This is a genomic window from Phaeodactylibacter sp. (assembly GCF_022763345.1).
Lineage (GTDB): Bacteria > Bacteroidota > Bacteroidia > Chitinophagales > Saprospiraceae > Phaeodactylibacter.
The window spans coordinates 1-18,949 of sequence record NZ_JALEGS010000105.1 but is presented as its reverse complement, the minus strand read 5'-3'; the positions used below and the strand labels follow the sequence as shown (position 1 = coordinate 18,949).

Annotated in this window: 18 protein-coding genes; 7 read left to right on the top strand and 11 right to left on the bottom strand. The window is 51.6% G+C overall.

Annotation, left to right across the window (positions count from 1 at the left end):
- Positions 1–185 precede the first annotated feature (185 nt).
- Complete coding sequence (gene frr / locus MRY86_RS25580) at positions 186–752, top strand: ribosome recycling factor (RefSeq protein WP_293566863.1); 567 nt, start codon at positions 186–188, stop codon at positions 750–752.
- A gap of 142 nt (positions 753–894) precedes the next feature.
- A complete protein-coding gene (gene rpmH, locus MRY86_RS25575) occupies positions 895–1,050 on the top strand; it encodes a 50S ribosomal protein L34 (RefSeq protein ID WP_072013644.1) in 156 nt (51 codons plus the stop codon).
- Positions 1,051–1,215: 165 nt separating this feature from the next.
- Here rpmH and MRY86_RS25570 read toward each other — a convergent pair whose 3' ends face one another.
- From MRY86_RS25570 to MRY86_RS25520, 11 genes are all read right to left on the bottom strand, one after another.
- Complete coding sequence (locus MRY86_RS25570) at positions 1,216–3,033, bottom strand: tetratricopeptide repeat protein (RefSeq protein WP_293566864.1); 1,818 nt, start codon at positions 3,031–3,033, stop codon at positions 1,216–1,218.
- Positions 3,034–3,209: 176 nt separating this feature from the next.
- A complete protein-coding gene (locus MRY86_RS25565; RefSeq protein ID WP_293566865.1) occupies positions 3,210–4,112 on the bottom strand; it encodes an energy transducer TonB in 903 nt (300 codons plus the stop codon).
- 11 nt (positions 4,113–4,123) lie between these two features.
- A complete protein-coding gene (locus MRY86_RS25560; protein WP_293572045.1) occupies positions 4,124–4,474 on the bottom strand; it encodes a VanZ family protein in 351 nt (116 codons plus the stop codon).
- Positions 4,475–4,553: 79 nt separating this feature from the next.
- A complete protein-coding gene (gcvH, locus tag MRY86_RS25555) occupies positions 4,554–4,946 on the bottom strand; it encodes a glycine cleavage system protein GcvH (RefSeq protein WP_293566866.1) in 393 nt (130 codons plus the stop codon).
- Positions 4,947–5,138: 192 nt separating this feature from the next.
- Entirely contained in the window at positions 5,139–6,458 is a 1,320-nt protein-coding gene (locus tag MRY86_RS25550) for a citrate (Si)-synthase (RefSeq protein WP_293566867.1), read from the bottom strand.
- Between the two features lie 236 nt (positions 6,459–6,694).
- Positions 6,695–7,105 carry a hypothetical protein gene (locus MRY86_RS25545; RefSeq protein WP_293566868.1) on the bottom strand — a complete coding sequence of 137 codons (411 nt, stop codon included), beginning with the start codon at positions 7,103–7,105 and terminating at the stop codon, positions 6,695–6,697.
- 237 nt (positions 7,106–7,342) lie between these two features.
- Complete coding sequence (locus MRY86_RS25540; protein WP_363325415.1) at positions 7,343–8,245, bottom strand: MoxR family ATPase; 903 nt, start codon at positions 8,243–8,245, stop codon at positions 7,343–7,345.
- A gap of 98 nt (positions 8,246–8,343) precedes the next feature.
- A complete protein-coding gene (locus MRY86_RS25535; protein WP_293566870.1) occupies positions 8,344–9,198 on the bottom strand; it encodes a xanthine dehydrogenase family protein subunit M in 855 nt (284 codons plus the stop codon).
- Between the two features lie 33 nt (positions 9,199–9,231).
- A complete protein-coding gene (locus MRY86_RS25530) occupies positions 9,232–11,601 on the bottom strand; it encodes a xanthine dehydrogenase family protein molybdopterin-binding subunit (protein ID WP_293566871.1) in 2,370 nt (789 codons plus the stop codon).
- Positions 11,598–12,089, bottom strand: a complete 492-nt coding sequence (locus MRY86_RS25525) for a (2Fe-2S)-binding protein (RefSeq protein WP_293566872.1) — start codon at positions 12,087–12,089, stop codon at positions 11,598–11,600. The genes MRY86_RS25530 and MRY86_RS25525 overlap by 4 nt, the downstream gene beginning before the upstream one ends.
- A gap of 61 nt (positions 12,090–12,150) precedes the next feature.
- Complete coding sequence (locus MRY86_RS25520; RefSeq protein ID WP_293566873.1) at positions 12,151–12,609, bottom strand: carbon monoxide dehydrogenase subunit G; 459 nt, start codon at positions 12,607–12,609, stop codon at positions 12,151–12,153.
- Positions 12,610–12,804: 195 nt separating this feature from the next.
- On the opposite strand from MRY86_RS25520, the gene MRY86_RS25515 reads away from it, so the two are divergent.
- The 5 genes from MRY86_RS25515 (at position 12,805) to MRY86_RS25495 (ending at position 18,816) form a co-directional block, all read left to right on the top strand.
- Positions 12,805–13,914, top strand: a complete 1,110-nt coding sequence (locus MRY86_RS25515) for an XdhC family protein (protein WP_293566874.1) — start codon at positions 12,805–12,807, stop codon at positions 13,912–13,914.
- 114 nt (positions 13,915–14,028) lie between these two features.
- Positions 14,029–14,982: a phosphotransferase gene (locus tag MRY86_RS25510; RefSeq protein WP_293566875.1), complete on the top strand. Its 954-nt coding sequence runs from the start codon at positions 14,029–14,031 to the stop codon at positions 14,980–14,982.
- On the top strand, positions 14,979–15,797 hold the full coding sequence (locus tag MRY86_RS25505; protein WP_293566876.1) for an inositol monophosphatase family protein: 819 nt from the start codon (positions 14,979–14,981) through the stop codon (positions 15,795–15,797). Before MRY86_RS25510 ends, MRY86_RS25505 begins: the two co-directional genes overlap by 4 nt.
- Positions 15,798–15,828: 31 nt before the next feature.
- Positions 15,829–17,502 carry a hypothetical protein gene (locus MRY86_RS25500; RefSeq protein WP_293566877.1) on the top strand — a complete coding sequence of 558 codons (1,674 nt, stop codon included), beginning with the start codon at positions 15,829–15,831 and terminating at the stop codon, positions 17,500–17,502.
- Between the two features lie 159 nt (positions 17,503–17,661).
- Positions 17,662–18,816 (top strand): FAD-dependent oxidoreductase, encoded by a 1,155-nt coding sequence (locus tag MRY86_RS25495; RefSeq protein ID WP_293566878.1) that lies wholly within the window; start codon positions 17,662–17,664, stop codon positions 18,814–18,816.
- Positions 18,817–18,949: the final 133 nt, after the last annotated feature.

The window sequence follows — 18,949 nt, the reverse complement described above, 5'->3', positions numbered from 1 at the left end:
TTATGGGCGCTGTAATGTGCAATTACTAAGATGCTGGCGGGGTTTCGGTCAAAAAGCGAAATCCTGCACAGCCCTAATAAATCGCTCGAATTTTATGTATTTTTGCCCTGCTCTGGCTAAAAACCGGTAATATTTACCGAAATCCCGGGGCAACCAAATTCATCCACTGCTTAAAACTTACGCTCATGCAACAGGAAGAAGTTGATATTTATATTGAGGCGGCAAAAGAAGGTATGGACCATGCCGTGGAACACCTGCAAAAAGAGCTACTCAAAATCCGTGCGGGCAAAGCTACCCCGGACATGCTCTCCGGCCTGACTGTGCCCTACTATGGTTCACAGACGCCACTAAATCAAGTCGCCAACGTAAGCACTTCTGATTCCCGCACCCTCGTTATTCAGCCCTGGGAGAAAAACATGATTCAGCCTATCGAAAAAGCGATCATGGAAGCCAACCTCGGTTTTACCCCGCAAAATGATGGCGAGGTAATCCGCATCAACATCCCTGCCCTCACCGAAGACCGCCGTAAACAACTGGTAAAGCAGGCCAAAGCGGCTGCTGAAGAATCAAAAGTAGGACTGCGAGGTGCCCGCCGCGATGCCATGGAACAGCTCAAAAAAGCAGTGAAAGACGGCTACCCGGAAGACATGGGCAAACGCATGGAAGAGGAGGTCGAGAACATGACCAAGTCTTACTCTGCCAAGATCGACAAGCTCGTTGAAGGCAAGGAAAAAGACATTATGACCATCTAAGGTACCGCCTAAGGTACTCCGCTGGCATCTCCTATTATTAATAATCAAAGATTTGGCTTGGTCTTTCCAACCAAATGCCCTACCTTTGTCGCACTTTTGAGAAAAGGTAGAATTTACACAGAAGGATAAAGAAAATACCGCAATGAAGCGTACATATCAACCCTCAAGAAGAAAGCGTAAGAATAAGCATGGTTTCCGTTCACGGATGGCAACGAAAAACGGTCGTAAAGTACTGGCAAGCCGCCGGAAGAAGGGCCGGAAGAAGCTGACCGTTTCTAACGAGACTCGACTGAAGTAATAGCAGGGGCAGTTTCGCCCCTTTCACTTACTACGCTTGCGCAGTGTGCGATATAAAAATGTACGCTGCGAAAAAAGATGGAGCTAAGCAGGAATTGCCCTGTACTTAGCTCCATCTTTTGTGTTTATATCACAAGCCTGGCACGGCAGGAAGGCAACCGCCCGCCTACTGTATATCGTCTCCCCTGAGTATGCGGTAGCGTTTCCGTGCTTCTACTGCCAGTGTGCTGTTGGAGTAATCAATAAATAGCGTTTCGTACAGCTCCTGTGCTTTACTCGGCTGCTTCAGCTGATTTTCGTAAAGCGATGCCAGTTGGAAAAGGGCATTGTCTGCGCGGATTTCATCCGGATGATTGTCTACTATTTCCTGTAGCAGAGCCGCAGCTTGCTCATAGTTGCGCTTTTTCTTTTGAATTTGCGCTTTCAGGTAGAGCACGTCGTCTCCCAGGGAATGGTTAGGAAAAACAGTTTTAAGGGAATCCATCTTTTCGAAAGCCTCCTCGAAGCGGTTCTGGAACACCAACAGGTCGGCATCAGCATACAGCTTGAGCGCTGTTTCTGTGGTATCTAGCCCAAGATTGTCCATAATAAATACGGATAAATCGAGCGCATCATTGGCAATCAGCTTCGAAGTTGAAGACTTTAGGATATCAAACTGTGCCTGTGCCCACTGAAAATCGCCGGCGTAGTAAGACAGGCGGGCATTCCGGAAGCGTGCCTCGTGACCAAGCAGATCTTCCTTAAACGCTTTATCTACCTGAGAATAGAGCAGTGTCGCTTCCCAAACCTCGCCCTGCATCAGGTAATAATCGGCCAATGACAGCTTTCCTCTGGCCTGAACGTTCGGGTTGACGTTCGGGTAAGCAATCATTTGATTGAGCAATTCAATGGCTTTGTCGAGGTCATTGATGTAGAGGGCTTCCAGCTCAGCGAGCTCGAGGATGATTCTGGCCGTCACTTTAGAGCGGCCAAATTCAGTCAGAAATTCTTCGTACTCTTTTTCCAGCTCCCGCAGTTCCTCCATCGTGTAATCGTACCCACTAACGAGCTGTTTACGCTTGGAGCGCAAAGACTGCCGCTTGGCGTCGAGGTAGTAAGGCGACTGAGGGCCTTTTTCATCCACGATATACTCGTAGGCTTTGATGGCGGCAGTGTAGTCCCCATCGTTGGCAGCGATATCGGCTAAGGCAAAGACCCTACCCCCATTTTCGTTGTACCGCCGGTCCAGTGCGCGCATCTGACGGAGTGCCCCGTTATAATCCTTTCGCTGGATGAACACCCAGGATAGAAGCTCAGGATAAAGCGGATTGTCTGCGTCTTCCTGAATCTTGGCGTAGAGTTGTTTTTGCACTTCCAGGTAATCCTCTGCATTCAGGTAGCGCTGCAGGATAGACTTTACCCGGGTGATACGGTTGGGCTCCGCTTCTATACTGACCAAATAGTTTTCGATCATTTTGGGAATATCTCCCTTGCGCCGGTATAATTCACCCAAGTCATAGGCAAAGATGTCCCTGTTTTTTAGCATTTCCGCCCCCCGTTCATAGGCAGCAATAGCCAGATCGTATTTCGTGAGCGTCATGAAGGCATTGGCCAGTCTTGTGACCTGTATCTGATTCTTGGGCAGCTTCTCAATAGCCGTCTTGTACATTTCTTCTGCCTCGTCATTTCTCACCTGCCGCTCCAGCAGCTTTCCGTACGTAACGTAGGTCTGTACATTATCGGGGTCGCGCCGCAGGTGTTTTTTAATGGCTTTCTCACTGGCATCATAGTCGTCCATAGACATGAGCGACTCAATGTAGCGGTCAAAATAGAAATCGTTATAATTCGACTCTTTGTACAGCTGCTCGTACAAAACGGAAGCCTTCTCAAACTCGCCGTCCCGGTAATACTGATTGGCCAGCTGCCGGTCCTGTCCAAAGGTTAAGGTAGTGAGGGTGCCTGTAAGCAGCAAAGCAAAAACCCATTTCAAGTGTCTCTTCTTCATCAATGTATCGTTGTAGCTATTATATCCCAAACGTTTTTCCAGAGGAAAAGGTATGCTTTTTCTTTTCAATTAACGGAGTAGCAGCAGGATTGGTTGGGCAGGTGGCCATAAAAGCAAAAACGGCTGACCGCTCCTCAGAGCCATCAGCCGTTTTATAGGAAAACCAAAGTAGTGTACTACTCAAGGCGGAAACGGACCGGCAGGTTAAACTGTACGCGAACGGCACGTCCACGCTGCTTACCGGGGATCCACTGAATTCCCTGTTCTTTCATCAGGTTAACCACCCGCAGTGCTTCTGCACCGGTTTGCGCACCGGGGTCACGCACGACGTTGGCATCTGTGATGGAACCATCCGTCTCTACAACGAACTGCACCACTGCAGTACCTTCCACACCGTTCTCCCGGGCAATAGCCGGGTACTTGATGTTTTTGTAGATGAATTCAAGCATTTTTTTATCCGCACACTGTTTACGCTCCTCTTTAGTTGGGAGGTCTTCACAGCCTGGGAAACGAGGCATGTCTTCCACAACCTTGAAAATTTCCTCCACCTTTGGCTTGGGTGGTGGGGGTGGCGGTGGTGGTGGGGGTGGCGGCGCGTCATCAACAACGGGCGCCTCTACGATCGTCTGATCGTCGATTGACTGGTCCTCGAACGTGACTTCTTCGTCTTCGAGAATTTCTTCATCCGGCACCTCTTCGATCACGGGTGGTGGTGGAGGTGGCGGCGGGGGTGGCGGTTCAGCCGTACGTGGGGGTTCTACCTCAATTTCATCCGGCAGCTCAAGCGCATCATCCGGAATATAAATCTCCTCTTCGTACTGTGTCCAGCCGAAGGCAAGCACAGTGAGGCCCACTGCAAGGGCGAGGCCGAGGTTGAAGTACGTACCGCTGTACTTAAAAGCATCAGCACCAGCGTACTTGGTTCTGGAGGTAAGCGATGAGCCGGAGTCGGATTGCTGTAACCCTTCTTTCGCACGCTTGGAATAAATACTGCGCATTACTACAATAAATGCAACGATGCCCACAGTAATTAGCGCCAGCGCGGTGGCTAATCCCCCACCAGTAATTGAAACATCCATACTGACAAGGTTTATTTTATCAAAAAACTAGACAATAATACACATGCTACGGAGCCGATAATATTAGCAAGAATATCGTAAAGCTCAAAAAGACGCCCCGGGAAAAACAAATATTGGACGATTTCTAAAGCAAAACCGAACGAACTGCTGATCACAATGGCCCAAAGAATGGGGTGCTTTTGCAGCCCCCTCATTCCAGACCGGGCGAATCCGAAAGCAAGCAGGCTCGCCAGTATAAAATAGGCGGCAGCGTGCGCGAGCTTATCGGGCTCCAGTAGTGAGGTTAACTTCGGTGGAGAGACTTGCCCTCCGGTTGAGAAAAAAATAAGCGCTCCTGCCCAAACGAGGGCAGGTAACAACATCGTTTTGTTGTTGTCTTTATTGGGTAGATGCAGCGCTTTGAGTTTTTGGTGTGTGATGGGGAAATAAAATTACTTTTTTTTAGCTGACCAGCTTTTTATAAGCTTCTGCATCCATCAGTTCTTCGAGTTCAGCAGGGTTGGTCATTTCAATCTTAACGATCCAGCCTTCTCCGTAGGGGTCTTCATTGACTAGCGTAGGGTTATCCCCATCTGTTTCATCAATCTGAGGATTGAATTCCAGTATTTTGCCAGAAACCGGCATAAAGAGCTCAGACGTTGTTTTTACGGCTTCCACGGTTCCGAAGACTTCGTCCTTATCCAGGGTTTCATCGACCGTTTCTACTTCAACGTAGACCAGCTCGTCCAGTTCGCCCTGCGCAAAATCTGTAATGCCAACATAAGCGATGTTGCCTTCTTCTACGCGGACCCATTCGTGCTCATTCGTATACTTGAGCGTATCAGGAAATTCCATATTTCTTAGAGTTATTTTCGTTTTCTGTTGCCAGGCTGAACCTACTTAGCGGTAGGGGGAATGCCCGGCGCGGTCAAAAATAAAGGAATTTTAGGAATAAAGGATTTTATAGACGGGAAGTTTGAACAGAGACAGACCGCAGGGAGGAAAAAAGGCAGCTGCCTTGGTAGACAACTGCCTTTTTTAAGTCGGTTAAGCTTCCTGCTCCATTTTTGCAAGGGTGCTTTTCACCCATTCCGTGGTAACGGATTTTGGCCGTTCCAGCGGGAAGCCCAGCGCGCGTGACCAGCATAGGGCAGAAAGCACACCCAATGCGCGAGACACACCGAACAGTACGGTATAGAAGCTGTATTCCTTCAGCCCGTAATGCACCAACAGTGCACCTGAGTGGGCATCCACGTTAGGCCATGGGTTCTTCACTTTGCCCAGGCTTTCCAGGATTGGCGGCACTACATCGAATATTTTCCAAACCACCTTGACCACTTCATCGTCCTTAATGTATTCTTCCGCAAAGCGCTTCTGCGCCATGAAGCGGGGGTCAGGCTGCCGCAAAACCGCGTGGCCGTAACCCGGAATGACCTGTCCGGCAGACAGCGTGCTGTTCACATAGTCGGCAATCTGCTCTTTGGAAGGCGACTTGGTTCCCAGGGCGTCCAGCATTTTGAAAATCCAGCGGATGACTTCCTGATTCGCCAGGCCATGGAGTGGGCCAGCCAGGGCATTCATACCTCCAGCGAGAGAGTAGTAAGCATCGCTAAGGGTGGACCCTACCAGGTGCGTGGCATGGGCAGAAGCATTTCCACCTTCGTGATCAGCGTGGATCGTCAGGTAAAGCCGCATGAGGTTTTTAAAGTCACCTCCCTCTATACCCAGCATATGGGCAAAGTTGCCGGACCAGTCCTGAGAGACATCAGGGGAGATGTGATCTCCATTGTGGTACGTACGGCGGTAGATGTAAGCTGCGATACGCGGCAACCGGGCGATGAGGTTCATCGTATCTTCATAAGTCGGATCCCAGTAATCTGCCTTGTCGATACCCTCATCGTAGCGACGGGCGAAGCAGCTTTCCGTTTGCATGGAAGCAATAGCAAGAGAGAACTGCGTCATTGGGTGGGTATTCACAGGTAAGCTGTCCAACACCTTAAAGGTGTGCTCCGGCACATGGCTTCGGGTTAGCCACTGCTCCGTGAGCCACTTGACTTCCTGCTCCGTTGGGATTTCACCAACCAGCATCAGCCAGAACAAGCCTTCAGGGCGAGGCTCTTTGCCATCGGGGCCTTTGGGGAGCACTTCCCGGAGTTCAGGGATGGAATAGCCCCGGAACCTGATCCCTTCGATGGGGTCAAGCTGGGAGGTTTCCCAAATCATGGTTTTGATACCGCGGGCACCACCATAAATCTGTTTCAGGGTGACTTCGTCAAATTTTTTGTTGCCGTGCTCTTTGAGCATAGCACGAATTTCAGTCCGCAGAGCGGTCGCTTTTTCGTTGAATTTCGTTTTTAAAGGATCCATTAATGCTTTATAGTTATTATGGTGTCATGTAAAAAGGTAACCGTACAGGTAAAACACAAGACAGCAAATCCTGTTCGTAGGTATTCTGCCGAAGAGGATCATTAAAATCAGGGATTATGTTGGGAAGGCCCTGCTTGATGATACATATATTTTACGGCACCGCTAATATTACATCAATAAACGAAGAATAGTTGTTGGCAAATAAAAAAAGCGGCCCTTGACGAACCGCTTATTTTTTATTCCATTTCCCAGACTGCGAGTTGGATTTCCTCACGAGTAGCGCCCTGGGCTTTCATTTTTTTGATCAGCTCCGACTCTTTTTTTCGCCGTTCGATCATCTGTTCCCTCAGAATAGGGAGTTGTTCCTGATTGAGCAGCCGCTCAAGAGAGACGATTTCTCCTTCTCGGATTGCATTTTTCTTTTGCAGGTAGAGCTTTTGGTCGGAAGAGGCAAGGTGGGCTATTTCCGATTGATTCCGAAGGCGCCGTTCTGCAATAGTATACGCCCCGGCCTCCTGTGCTTCTGTCAGCTGATAGGTAGCAATCAGGGCTTCCGCTGCCGCATTCACCTGGGCTTTGTCGACAGCCTGTGCCTGAAGGTGGATGGATGCGCCCAATAAGAGTGCGATAACAACGATATATTTCATAACTAACTTGATTTTGGGCTAAAATACAATTTTTGTGCGTTCTGCAACTCCCTATCCGGTCTAAATACCAATAATTGCCTGGCAGCAGACGCAGGGGCGGCTTATTTTTCAGTCATTAGTGGCTTGTTAGCTGATACTAAGGAAATAACGGTGCAACTGCCTCCCTATTTGGCTATTTAAAACACCGTTCTACATCCTTCTACAGTCCTGCCTTCATTATGTGGAGACGCCACACCTTTACAGGTCTTCCAGTTTCGAAATAGCCCCCACCTTCTCAAACAACTCCGAGAGGGAATCCTGCGTGTGGCGGATATCCTGCCAGTCCTTGAGGACAATACCCAGGGTGGACTCCACGATGCTTTTATCGAGGTGGTCAATGTGGAGCGCGGAGAGCGCCATGGCCCAGTCCAGCGTTTCAGCGATACCCGGAACTTTCTCCAGGCGCATTTGACGGACCTCCTGCATAAAGGCGCAAATCTGCCGGCTCAGGTCTTCGTCTATACCCGGTACTTTGCTGCGCACAATCTGCAGTTCCTTTTCAAATTCAGGATAAGAAATGTAGAGGTAAAGGCAGCGGCGGCGCAGGGCTTCCGAAAGTTCCCGCACCCGGTTGCTGGTGACGATCACCTGCGGAATATGACTGGCTTTGATGGTCCCGATTTCCGGGATGCTGATCTGCCAGTCGGAGAGGACTTCGAGCAGGAAACTCTCAAATTCCTCATCAGCCCGGTCAATCTCATCGATCAGTAAGACCGGGGCTTTTTGGTGGGTAATGGCTTGAAGCAGGGGGCGCTTGAGCAGAAAGCGTTCGCTGAAGATATTGCGTTCTTTTTCCTCCAGCGTTTTGCCGCTATGCTCGTCCATTTTGAGGTGTAGCAGCTGCTGCTGATAATTCCATTCGTAAATAGCGTGGGTAGCATCAAGCCCTTCGTAGCACTGCAGGCGGATGAGGTCGGTATCCAACGCCCGGCTCATCACTTTGGCGATTTCCGTTTTGCCTACGCCGGCCGGCCCTTCAATCAGAAGGGGCTTGCGCAGTTCCTTGGCCAGAAATACGGACATTACGATAGAAGGCTCTGTGATATAGCCCTGCTCGTAAAGCATTTGCTGAATGTGCTGTAAGCCCTCGTTTTTGATCATAACGGCTTGGAAAGGTTCAGTTAAACAGTACTGCCGGGCGGCATCACCACCCGGCAGTCTCCAATCATTCAAGTTTCATACACTACTTTGAAAAGTGGCTATTGCGTAGCGGCCATCAATGCCCGTTTGGCATAGACTTTCGCTAAATGTAAACGGTATTCTTCGGAGGCAAAGTGGTCTGCCATGACCATTGCATCCGCTCCGGTGCCTTCCACGGCAGCATCGATATTGGCTTCCGTAGGCTCCTTGCCCACCAGGGCTTTTTCGATATTACCCGCAGCAAAAGCGGCATCCGCCAGGCCATTGATGCCGACCTTGACGCGCTCTATCTTCCCACCTTTGACCGTCACTGCGGCGGCGGCACCGACAATTGCAAAGCGGGAGGCCGGCTGCATAAATTTCTGATAGGTACTGCGGGTACCTTCCGGCGGCAATGGGATGCTGATTGCCGTCAGCAGCTCATTCTCCTGCAGTTCGGTCATATAGAATCCGGTGAAGAAGTCCTCGGCGGGCACACTACGCTCCCCGTCCGGCCCTTTGAGGTGAACGGATGCCCCGGCAGCAATCATCACACCGGGCCAGTCGGCAGCGGGGTCCGCGTGAGCAAGGCTGCCCCCAATCGTACCCATATTGCGCACCTGCTGATCACCGATAAGGTCGGCAGCTTCCGGCAGCATACTGTAGGTTTGGTGCGCCAGTTCAGAAGTAGCCACATCGTGATGGGTGGCACCGGCACCTATGACCAGCTTATTGCCATCCTTCTTGATGTAGCGTAGCTCCTGAATTTTTCGGATATCGATAAGTACGCCGGGCGCATTGAGCCGCAGCTTCATGGCAGGAATGAGGCTGTGCCCCCCTGCCAGTAGTTTGGCATCCATGCCGTGCTTGACCATCAGGGTGATGGCGTCGTCTACGGACTCGGCGCGGATGTAATCAAATTTATTGGTTACCATGGTTGTTGTTGAGTTTGAAAGTCTGACAATAGATTAGCTCTGCATGTGCCGCCACACGCGCTCAGGCGTCAGTGGCATCTCCAGGTCTTTCTTGATACCGAACGGCCGGAGGGCATCCATCACAGCATTGACTACCGCCGGCGTGGACCCGATACAGCCCGCCTCCCCGGCGCCTTTCACGCCCAGTGGGTTGTGCGGGCAGGGCGTCACCGTACGGTCAATCTCGAAACTTGGCAGGTCATCCGCCCGTGGCATGGTGTAATCCATATAGGAGCCATTGATGAGCTGTCCGTCTTCGTCATACATCGCCCCTTCAAAAAGCGCCTGCCCGATGCCCTGCGCCAGCCCGCCGTGGATTTGCCCATCCACGATCATAGGGTTGATGACGTTGCCTACATCATCTACTGCAATGAATCGCTTTAGCTTTGTATGGCCAGTATCCTTGTCAACTTCCACAATCGCTACGTGGGCACCATAAGGATAGGTAAAATTGGCCGGATCGTAGAAGCTGGAAAAGTCCATGCCAGGCTCTACGCCTTCCGGATAATCGTGAGGCACGTAAGCCGTCAGTGCCACATCCCCAAAAGCAATACCCTTATCGGTTCCTTTTACTGTCCATTTGCCCTCCGCGAACTCCAGGTCTTCCTCAGCGGCTTCCAGTTTGTGGGCAGCAATCTTGGCGCCTTTTTCAATGATTTTATCCAGGCTCTTTACGATGGCGCTGCCTCCTACCGCCAGGCTACGCGACCCGTAGGTGCCCATACCGAAGGCGACCGAATCGGAATCGCCGTGTATAATTTCCACGTCATCCAATGGAATACCAAGGCGGTCCGCTACCACTTGCGCGAAGGTCGTTTCATGACCTTGCCCGTGGGAGTGTGCTCCGGTAAATACGCTGACTTTGCCGGTGGGCTGTACCCTTACCTGACCGACTTCATATAAGCCGGCCCGAGCACCGAGTGCTCCAACCACTGCCGATGGCGCAATACCGCAAGCTTCAATATAGGTGGAAAACCCGATGCCCAGCAGCTTGCCTTCCTTGCGGGCTTCCGCCTGCTCCTTGCGGAATTTTTCGTAACCGACCATCTCCAGGGCACGCTTCAGCACGGCATGATAATTCCCGCTATCGTATTGAAGGGCGACCTGTGTCTGGTAGCCCGGCTGTTCCACCCCATCAAATGGAGGGATGAAATTCTTCAGGCGGAGTTCGGCAGGGTCCATATCCATCTCCAAAGCGGCCGTATCCATGAGGCGCTCCAACAAGTAGGTGGCTTCTGGCCGGCCGGCGCCCCGGTAGGCGTCTACCATTACCGTATTCGTAAAGACACCGGTTACGTCCACATTTATTTTGGGGGTGACGTACAGCCCCTGCATCAGCGTGCCGTGCAGCCAGGTGGGCACACAAGGCGCAAAAGTAGACAGGTAGGCACCCAGGTTAGCGTGGGTTTTGACCCGCAGCGCCAATACATTGCCTTCTTTATCGAAGCCCATTTCCGCTTTGGAAATATGGTCACGGCCGTGCGCATCCGTCATGAATGCTTCGCTGCGGTCGGAAGTCCACTTTACCGGGCGCTTCAGGCGTTCGGAGCACCAGATCATCAGTGCCTCCTCGGCGTAATGGAAGATTTTGCTGCCAAAGCCGCCGCCTACGTCCGGGGCGACCACACGGACGCGGTGCTCAGGGATGCCCAGCACGAAGGCACAAAGCAACAGCCGAGTCAGGTGTGGGTTTTGTGAGGTGGTATACAGGGTGTATTTTCCGGTGGCTTCTTCGTACTGCCCGATAGCAGCCCGCGTTTCCATCGCATTCGGGATCACCCGCTGATTGGTGAACTCAAGCGTGGTGATATGATGCGCCTGCTTCATCGCCTTATCGACCTCCTCCTTGGGGTTGCCCAGTTCCCAGTCGAAGCACTTGTTGTTCGGCGCTTCGTCGTGTACGAGGGGCGCGCCGTCTTCAGTAGCCTTTTTGGCATTGGCTACAGCCGGGAGTTCTTCCCAGTCGATGTCGATTTCGTCAGCAGCATCCCGGGCTTCTTCCCTGCTTTCTGCGATCACTACGGCCACGCCGTCGCCCATGTAGCGGGCTTTATCGGCAACCAGCAGCGGGTGGGGCGGTTCCTTCATGGTATCACCATTTTTGAAGTTGACCTGCCAGCCGGTTGGGATGCCATTAATGCCGGAATCGGCAATATCCTTTCCGGTATAAATTTTGACGACACCGTCCATCTTTTCAGCCCGGCTCGTGTCTAAATTATTGATTTTTGCGTGTGCGTAGGGGCTGCGCACAATATAAGCGTACAGCATGCCCGGCAGCACAATATCATCGGTGTAGCGGCCTTTGCCCGTGAGGAAACGCTTATCCTCTACGCGCTTGACGGCCTTGCCTATATAATTGGTCATGATGCGACAGCTTTTTTCGGTTCGTTAATTTTTTTAGCGGCGTACTGAATGGAGCGTACAATATTGTGATAGCCAGTACAGCGGCAGAAATTGCCCTCCAGCCCTTCGCGGATTTCCTGTTCGGAAGGATCGGGGTTGCGGTCCAGTAAATCGACAGCCGCCATGATCATGCCGGGCGTGCAGAAGCCACATTGCAGACCATGTTCTTCACGGAAGCCCTCCTGAAGCGGATGCATTTCGCCATTTTGCGAAAGTCCTTCAATGGTGGTCACTTCTGAGCCATCGGCCTGAACGGCAAGCATGGTGCAGGATTTGACAGCGTTGCCATCAACGAGGATGGTACAGGCCCCACAATTGCTGGTATCACAACCCACGTGGGTGCCGGTCAAATGGAGAATGTCACGTAGGAAGTGTACCAAAAGAGTACGTGCTTCTACTTCCTTCGTAACAGACTGCCCATTGACGGTCATGGTGATTTTAGTCGGCATAGGGTATTATGAGTTTTTGATCAATTGGAAATATATCCGGTGTTTCAAAGCTTTTGCGCTATCAGGCGGGCTGATGCGCCGGGTTTTCCAGCTCTTCCTCCAGCGCTTTAAAAAACTGTTTGCTTAGGGTATTGGCCACGCCGGAGAGGACGCGTTGCCCGGTACGGGCGAGCAGTCCGGACAGACGGGCTTTGCCATCAAAAGAAAGCTGGGTCGTTTCTGCTCCGGTCTCTTTCAGGTCGATTTTCACATCTGCGGCCACGTTACCAATTTTGCTGTTTTGCTGAATCTTGAGGACGAAGCTTTCCGGCTCCTGCTTTTCGGCCACTTCCAGGTTACCGGAGAAAGAACCACTGACGGGACCCATTTTGACATTGGCGATGGCTTTGTAAGTATCCGGCCCGGTTGCTTCGAGCTCAGAGACCCCAGGCGTGATCCGCGCAAGCGTATCCGCATCCATTAGCATTTGGAAAATCTGGTGAGCAGGCGCATTGAATTGGTGTGATCCTTTGAGATGCATGGGTGTGTTTGTCGTTTATCGGTTCATCCTTCTACAAGGATTCTAAAGTTATAAATTTAAGTGCTATTTTAGTAAATAAATAAGAATAAAAATTGGTTTTTGACATATAGATTAAAATTTACACAAGAAAAACCTAAGTGCAGTACTTATTTGTTAGTATTGACAACATCAAAAAACCGTGCCGGAAACCCTGCTATGAAAGAAATCAAAACGATTATCAAAACCTATGATGAACTGGACCGCCACCAAAAACTGGCCCTTGCTACTGTAGTTCGGGTGGAGGGGTCTTCCTACCGCCGTGCCGGTGCCCGTATGCTGGTGATGGAAGATGGCAACTGGATTGGAGGCATTAGCGGAGGCTGCCTGGAGGGTGATGCTTTGCGCAAAGCTCAGCTGGCCATGTTTCAGGACAAGCCCTCCCTGGTCACCTATGACACCACGGACGATGACGCGCAGTCGATCGGAGTGGGGCTGGGCTGTAATGGGATCATTGATGTGCTCATTGCCCCGCTCAAAGACGAACCGGATAACGCACTGGAGGTGCTGCGGCGGTGCACAGACGAGCGGCAGCCTAACATTCTGATCACGATATCGCATAATGAGGATGGACCTGACGCTTTGTATCCGGGCCGTATGTTCCGGTACGAAAGCGCTGAACAACTAAAAGCGATTTTACCGGAAGGCGCTCCGGTAAAGGCCTTAGAGGCAGATGTGAAAACCGCCCTTGGCCGGCAAAAGTCCATCACCGGGCAATACGAACTGGATAATGGGGGGGCTGTCAGCGCATTCATTGAATTCCTGACCCCGACCATCCGCCTGTTGCTCTTTGGCGGTAATTATGATGTTTTTCCTATGGCTCAACTGGCCAAAGACCTCGGCCGCCACGTCACGGTCTATGCCAATCCTCACAAGCTAAGCCGTTCCGTATTTCAACAGGCCGACGAAGTTAAAGCCAAGGATGATGCGGTGGAAGTGGACGAATACTCGGCTTGCATCCTCATGGCGCACGATTACAAAACCGACCTGAATAACCTTCGGCGCCTTCTGCAAACGGAGGTGCCCTACATTGGTATGCTCGGGCCCCGTAAGCGGACCAATAAAATGTTGGACGAATTGGCTGCGGAAGGGATCACGCTTTCCGAATCCGATCAGGAGCGCCTCCACAGCCCGGTAGGCCTGGACATCGGGGCGCTGTCGCCGGAAGAAATTGCGCTTTCTGTGCTGGCGGAAATCCGGGCTTACTTTAGCGGGCGGCAGGGGGGCTTTCTAAAGCATAGGTCGGGGGCCATACATGAGCGGGGTTGACACCCTATTTTAATTGTGCATGGGCTGCTCCACCAAGTGCTATGAGGTTAGAAAAGCAGGTTTCTTTACGCAGGGTAAAGTTCATTTGTAGCATCCTCTTTATATTACCGCTCTATGGATCCCTATTTTCGATCAATCATTAAGCAAGAGACCGGCGCATCAGCATTGAAGGAGCAGGAAACCCTGCAAGCCTTATGGAGCGGGTACGGTAAAATCCTGCGTATCAAATTGGCGGATGCGGCTGTTGAAAGTGTTGTTGTCAAGCATGTCCAACTTCCAGCGCAGCAAAACCATCCCCGGGGGTGGAATACTGATTTGGGGCACCAACGCAAAGTAAAATCCTATCAGGTGGAAACCCGGTGGTACGACACCTACAATGAGCATAGTGCGGCCCGCCTTCCCCACTGCCTCGCCATTGGCAGGCGGGGCGATGAAGTCCTGATGGTGCTCGAGGATCTGGACGGAGCCGGGTACGCCCTGCGCAAACAAGCCGTCTCGTGGGAGGAAATCAATGCCTGCCTGCAATGGCTGGCTCAATTTCACGCCAGTTACCTGGGAAAGACACCGGACGGGCTTTGGGAAACCGGCACTTACTGGCATCTGGCCACCCGCCCTCAGGAACTGGAAGTGCTGGACGATCAGGCGCTAAAGGAAGCGGCTCCCCTCATCGACGAAAAGCTGAATACCTGCCAGTTCAAAACCTTTGTGCATGGGGATGCGAAGCTGGCCAACTTTTGCTTTTCCATGAACGGGAGGGTCGCGGGTGTGGATTTCCAATACGTGGGCGGTGGATGCGGGATGAAAGATGTAGCGTACTTCATCGGGAGCTGCCTGGACGAGCGAGAATGCGAGCGCCTGGAGGGGCAAATCCTGGATACGTACTTCGCCCATTTGCATGCTGCGCTTGAACAACCGAACGCTGCACTGGAAAAAGAGTGGCGGTCTCTATACCGCGTGGCCTGGGCAGATTTCCACCGTTTTCTGAAAGGGTGGAGCCCCAGCCACTGGAAAATTAACAGCTACAGCGAGCGCATCACCGCAGAAGTGATTAAAAGCCTTACCGCATGAATTTTTCCCTGCTTAGCCAAACCGCGATAAAAGCTGCCCTTGCCGCCGGGCAGGCCATCCAAAAGGCCATGGGCGAAGAGGTGCCGGTGCAGCAAAAGCAGGCGGGCGAGAGCTATGCTTCACAGGTCGTCACCGCGGTAGACAAAGCCGCTGAAGCCGTCATTCTTTCCCACCTCCTGCCTACTTGTGAGGCGTTTGGCCTGGCGCTTTTATCAGAAGAGACCGAAGACGACGGGAGCCGCTTTGAAAAAGACTTTTTCTGGTGCGTTGACCCCATGGACGGCACCCTGCCTTTTATCCGGAAGCAACCCGGTTTTTCCGTATCCATTGCCTTGGTTGGCAAAGACGGGACGCCCCATATTGGTGTGGTGGTTGACCCCAGCACCAATACCCTCTACCACGCCATACGGGGCGAAGGGGCCTGGAAAAACAGCACGCCCTGGGCCATCCAAAACACCAATGACCACCTGACCTACGTGACCGACCGCCCACTGAAGGACACGCCCCGGGCTCCCGAAATCCGGCAGTTTTTGCAGCAGCAGGTAGAACAATCCGGGTTAAGCGGTGTACAGGAAATCTCTGGTGGCGGTGCTGTGCTGAATGCCATCCGCGTGCTTGAAAATGGACCGGCCTGTATGCTCAAATTTCCCAAAAAGGAAAAGGGGGGAGGCAGCACTTGGGACTTCGCGGCTACGGCCTGTATTTTTCAGGCAGTGGGTCGGCCTGCTACGAATTTCAATGGAGGGCCGCTGGACCTGAACCGGAAAGGTAGCACGTTTATGAATCACGAAGGGGTTTTGTATCTTAACACCTGAGGTGCAGCAACCTACAGTCAATACCGCATACATGAAGCTTCCACAAGCCATACTGGCGATTATCCTCCTTGCCAATCCGGTAAGCCTGCCCGGCTCATGCGCCGGGGAATATTTCTCCATTACGGAATTGCTTAACCACGACCCCCAAAACCATCATATTTTCACCTGTGCGATCATTGAAACTTACACAAGGAGGCACAGCTTCGAGAGCATTGCTGTGGTGAAAAGAAGATTTAGAGGCAGCCCGGTGGATACCATTTTTTTAAATACGGGAGGGGGCACCACAGCAGGCGGACAAAAGTTATATCCGGGCGAAGTGTGGCTGGTTTTCAGTACGACAAAGGATAGCTTGCACTATGGGGCAACAGTTTGCGATTTTTTGTCGGCACGGATTAAAGCAGGGAACAATCAGGCCTGTTCCCGGTCCATCAGCCCGTTAGGCAACACTTATCTTGACGTATTGGAGGCTTACGAATCGGTACGGGAAAATAAATTTTCGGGAAGCAAACACATCACCGGTGATGGCAGGCTTGTTGCCAAAGGGCACTTTTTGGCGGGAGAGCCTCATGGCGAATGGGTGCACTACAGCAGGCGTGACTATTTCGAAAAGGAGATCAAGAGAAGTGAAATTGCCTACCGGAAGGGGGCGCTTCATGGCGAATATCGCATTTATCGTGAAGCGGAAGAAGACAACTTCGTTTCCGAGCGCAAAGTGTACCACGGTGGCCGGCTTTTGCTAAAAGAAATGCATGAAGTGAAAGGGCAGGTCAGGTATGCGTACAACAGTGATGAGAGGAGAACGATGGTTGCAGCATTTACAGATTCCCTTGGGCAACAACGCAAGCACATTGCACAGGTTGAGCTGTGGTATGACAGCGAGCCCCCACTTTACCCCATCCGGTTCAGGCACGGGTACTACCTCCTTAAATCAGGCAGAGACTCCAGCAGCTATAGCCCATTGGCAGAAGGTGTATATTTCCGTGGTATGAGAGTGGGCAAATGGACTTTTTTCAACAAGGAAGGAGCGATCGTGGCCACCAAAACGTATCCGGATATTCCAGCTGATACTTCTACTCTTCAAATTTTTGATGAGGAAGGGCAGGTCAGGCTAAGCGGCACTTACACAGATGGTAAACGAAAAGGGGTATGGCAGTATTTTTATGATGGGCAGCTGGAGCATGAAGAAGTGTACAGCTCCGATGGAAATTTGCTTTCCAAGACCCGCTTTTACAGAACAGGCGGCTTTGAATACACCCCCTATGCCAACAACCTGCAGCATGGCTGGAAAACGGTTTTTGCCCAGTCCGGCACCATAAAAAGCATGGAGCATTACAAGCACGGGCGCCTGTCCGGGACCAGCATTTTCTTCAATACAGATGGCACCCTCAGCAGGGAATTGCGGTATGTCCAGTCAAGAGCCTACACCGTAAGTGACCCAGGTAATAGCACTTATCTCGTTAACGGTTTTTTGAACGGCCCCTTCGTGCAGCACCACTACAAGACCGGTGAAAAACTAGTGGAAGGAACATATTGGATGGGCTACCGGACTGGCATTTGGACGGAGTACGCAACAAACGGCGGGTACAGGAAATTGTACTATCCTACCGGACAGCAAGCGCTAATGAACCGGTGTGGGCATGCCATGCCGGAATTGACGGAGCAGTATGACAACGAGGGGAATTTGCTAAATTCATGGAAATTTTGAGCCGTCTCAATTGATCTGCGTTATAAGCTTTGCATTCTATCCAAAACAAGTGACCGTGACTCAGTTGCGAGACGCTAAACATTTGAAGAATACGAACTAACGCAGGCTGGATTTTATCCCGGGAGGAGCCTGTTTAAGTCATCAAAAAATTTAAACCCTGTGCAATATTCACTCCATTCCAATTCTCATTCCAGCGATGTGCTAATCATCGGCGGGGGGCTTGGCGGGCTTACGGCAGCCCTGCATCTGGCAAAAGCAGGGGTGCAGGTACGGGTTTTGGAAAAGGAAGCCTATCCACGGCATAAGGTCTGCGGAGAGTATGTTTCCAATGAAGTATTGCCTTACCTCAAAACCCTGGGCGTTGATCCTGTAGCAGCGGGCGCCACTCATCTTCAGCGCTGCCTGCTGAGTGCAGAAAGCGGTCGCAGTGTGGAAGCCCCCTTGCCGTTAGGCGGGTTTGGGTTGAGCCGGTACCGGCTCGATCAGCTGCTTTTCGAGGCAGTCCTTGCCGCTGGCGGGAAGGTTGAATTTGCGGAAGTAACGGATGTACAGACGGACACGGAATGCACACAGGTACACACGCGCAGATCAGGCACCTACCGCGCCCGCTTCGTTATCGGTGCCTACGGCAAACGCTCCCGGCTGGATAAGAAACTGAACCGGGCATTCATCAGGGAAAAAACGCCTTATCTGGCCGCTAAAGCACATTACACCGGGGCGTTCCCGGAAGACCTTGTAGCCTTATATTGCTTTCCGGGTGGTTATTGCGGGGTATCAAAGGTAGAGGAAGGGCGTATTAATGTATGCTACCTGGCCCATCAGCGTACCTTCAGGTCTTATCAAAATTTGGCGCAATATGAACAAGCGGTATTGTACCAAAATCCGGAACTGAAAGCCATTCTCACCCGCCTGACACCTGTTTTTGAACGCCCCCTTACCATCAGCCAGATTTCATTTGCCCCGAAACGGCAGGCGCACGATCAGCTCCTTTTGGTAGGCGACGCTGCGGGGATGATACACCCCCTTTGCGGGAATGGTATGGGCATGGCTATTGCAGGTGCCAGGCTTCTGGCAAAAAACATGTTAACCTGTTTAGATCAACCGGATTTTCAGCAGGCCCACCTGGCAGAAGGATATAGCAAGGACTGGCAGGCAGCATTTCAGCACCGGCTCAACTTTGGACGGCTCTTTAACGCCTTGTTCTACCGGCCCACCTATTTCGAGTGGGCGGTTAAGGGACTGAGTTACCTCCCATGGGCATTGCCTTTTTTTGTTCGGCAAACCCACGGACAGCCAATTTTAGAGGATGAGTAGCATTGCTATTTGGAGCGCAATGATAAAAACCTCAACTTATACTGACGATTAAGTGGTTTGCCACAGCAAACCTACTCAATGTCAGATGCTATGTTTAGCATCTGAGCAAGTTCTTTGAAAATTTCATAGATTA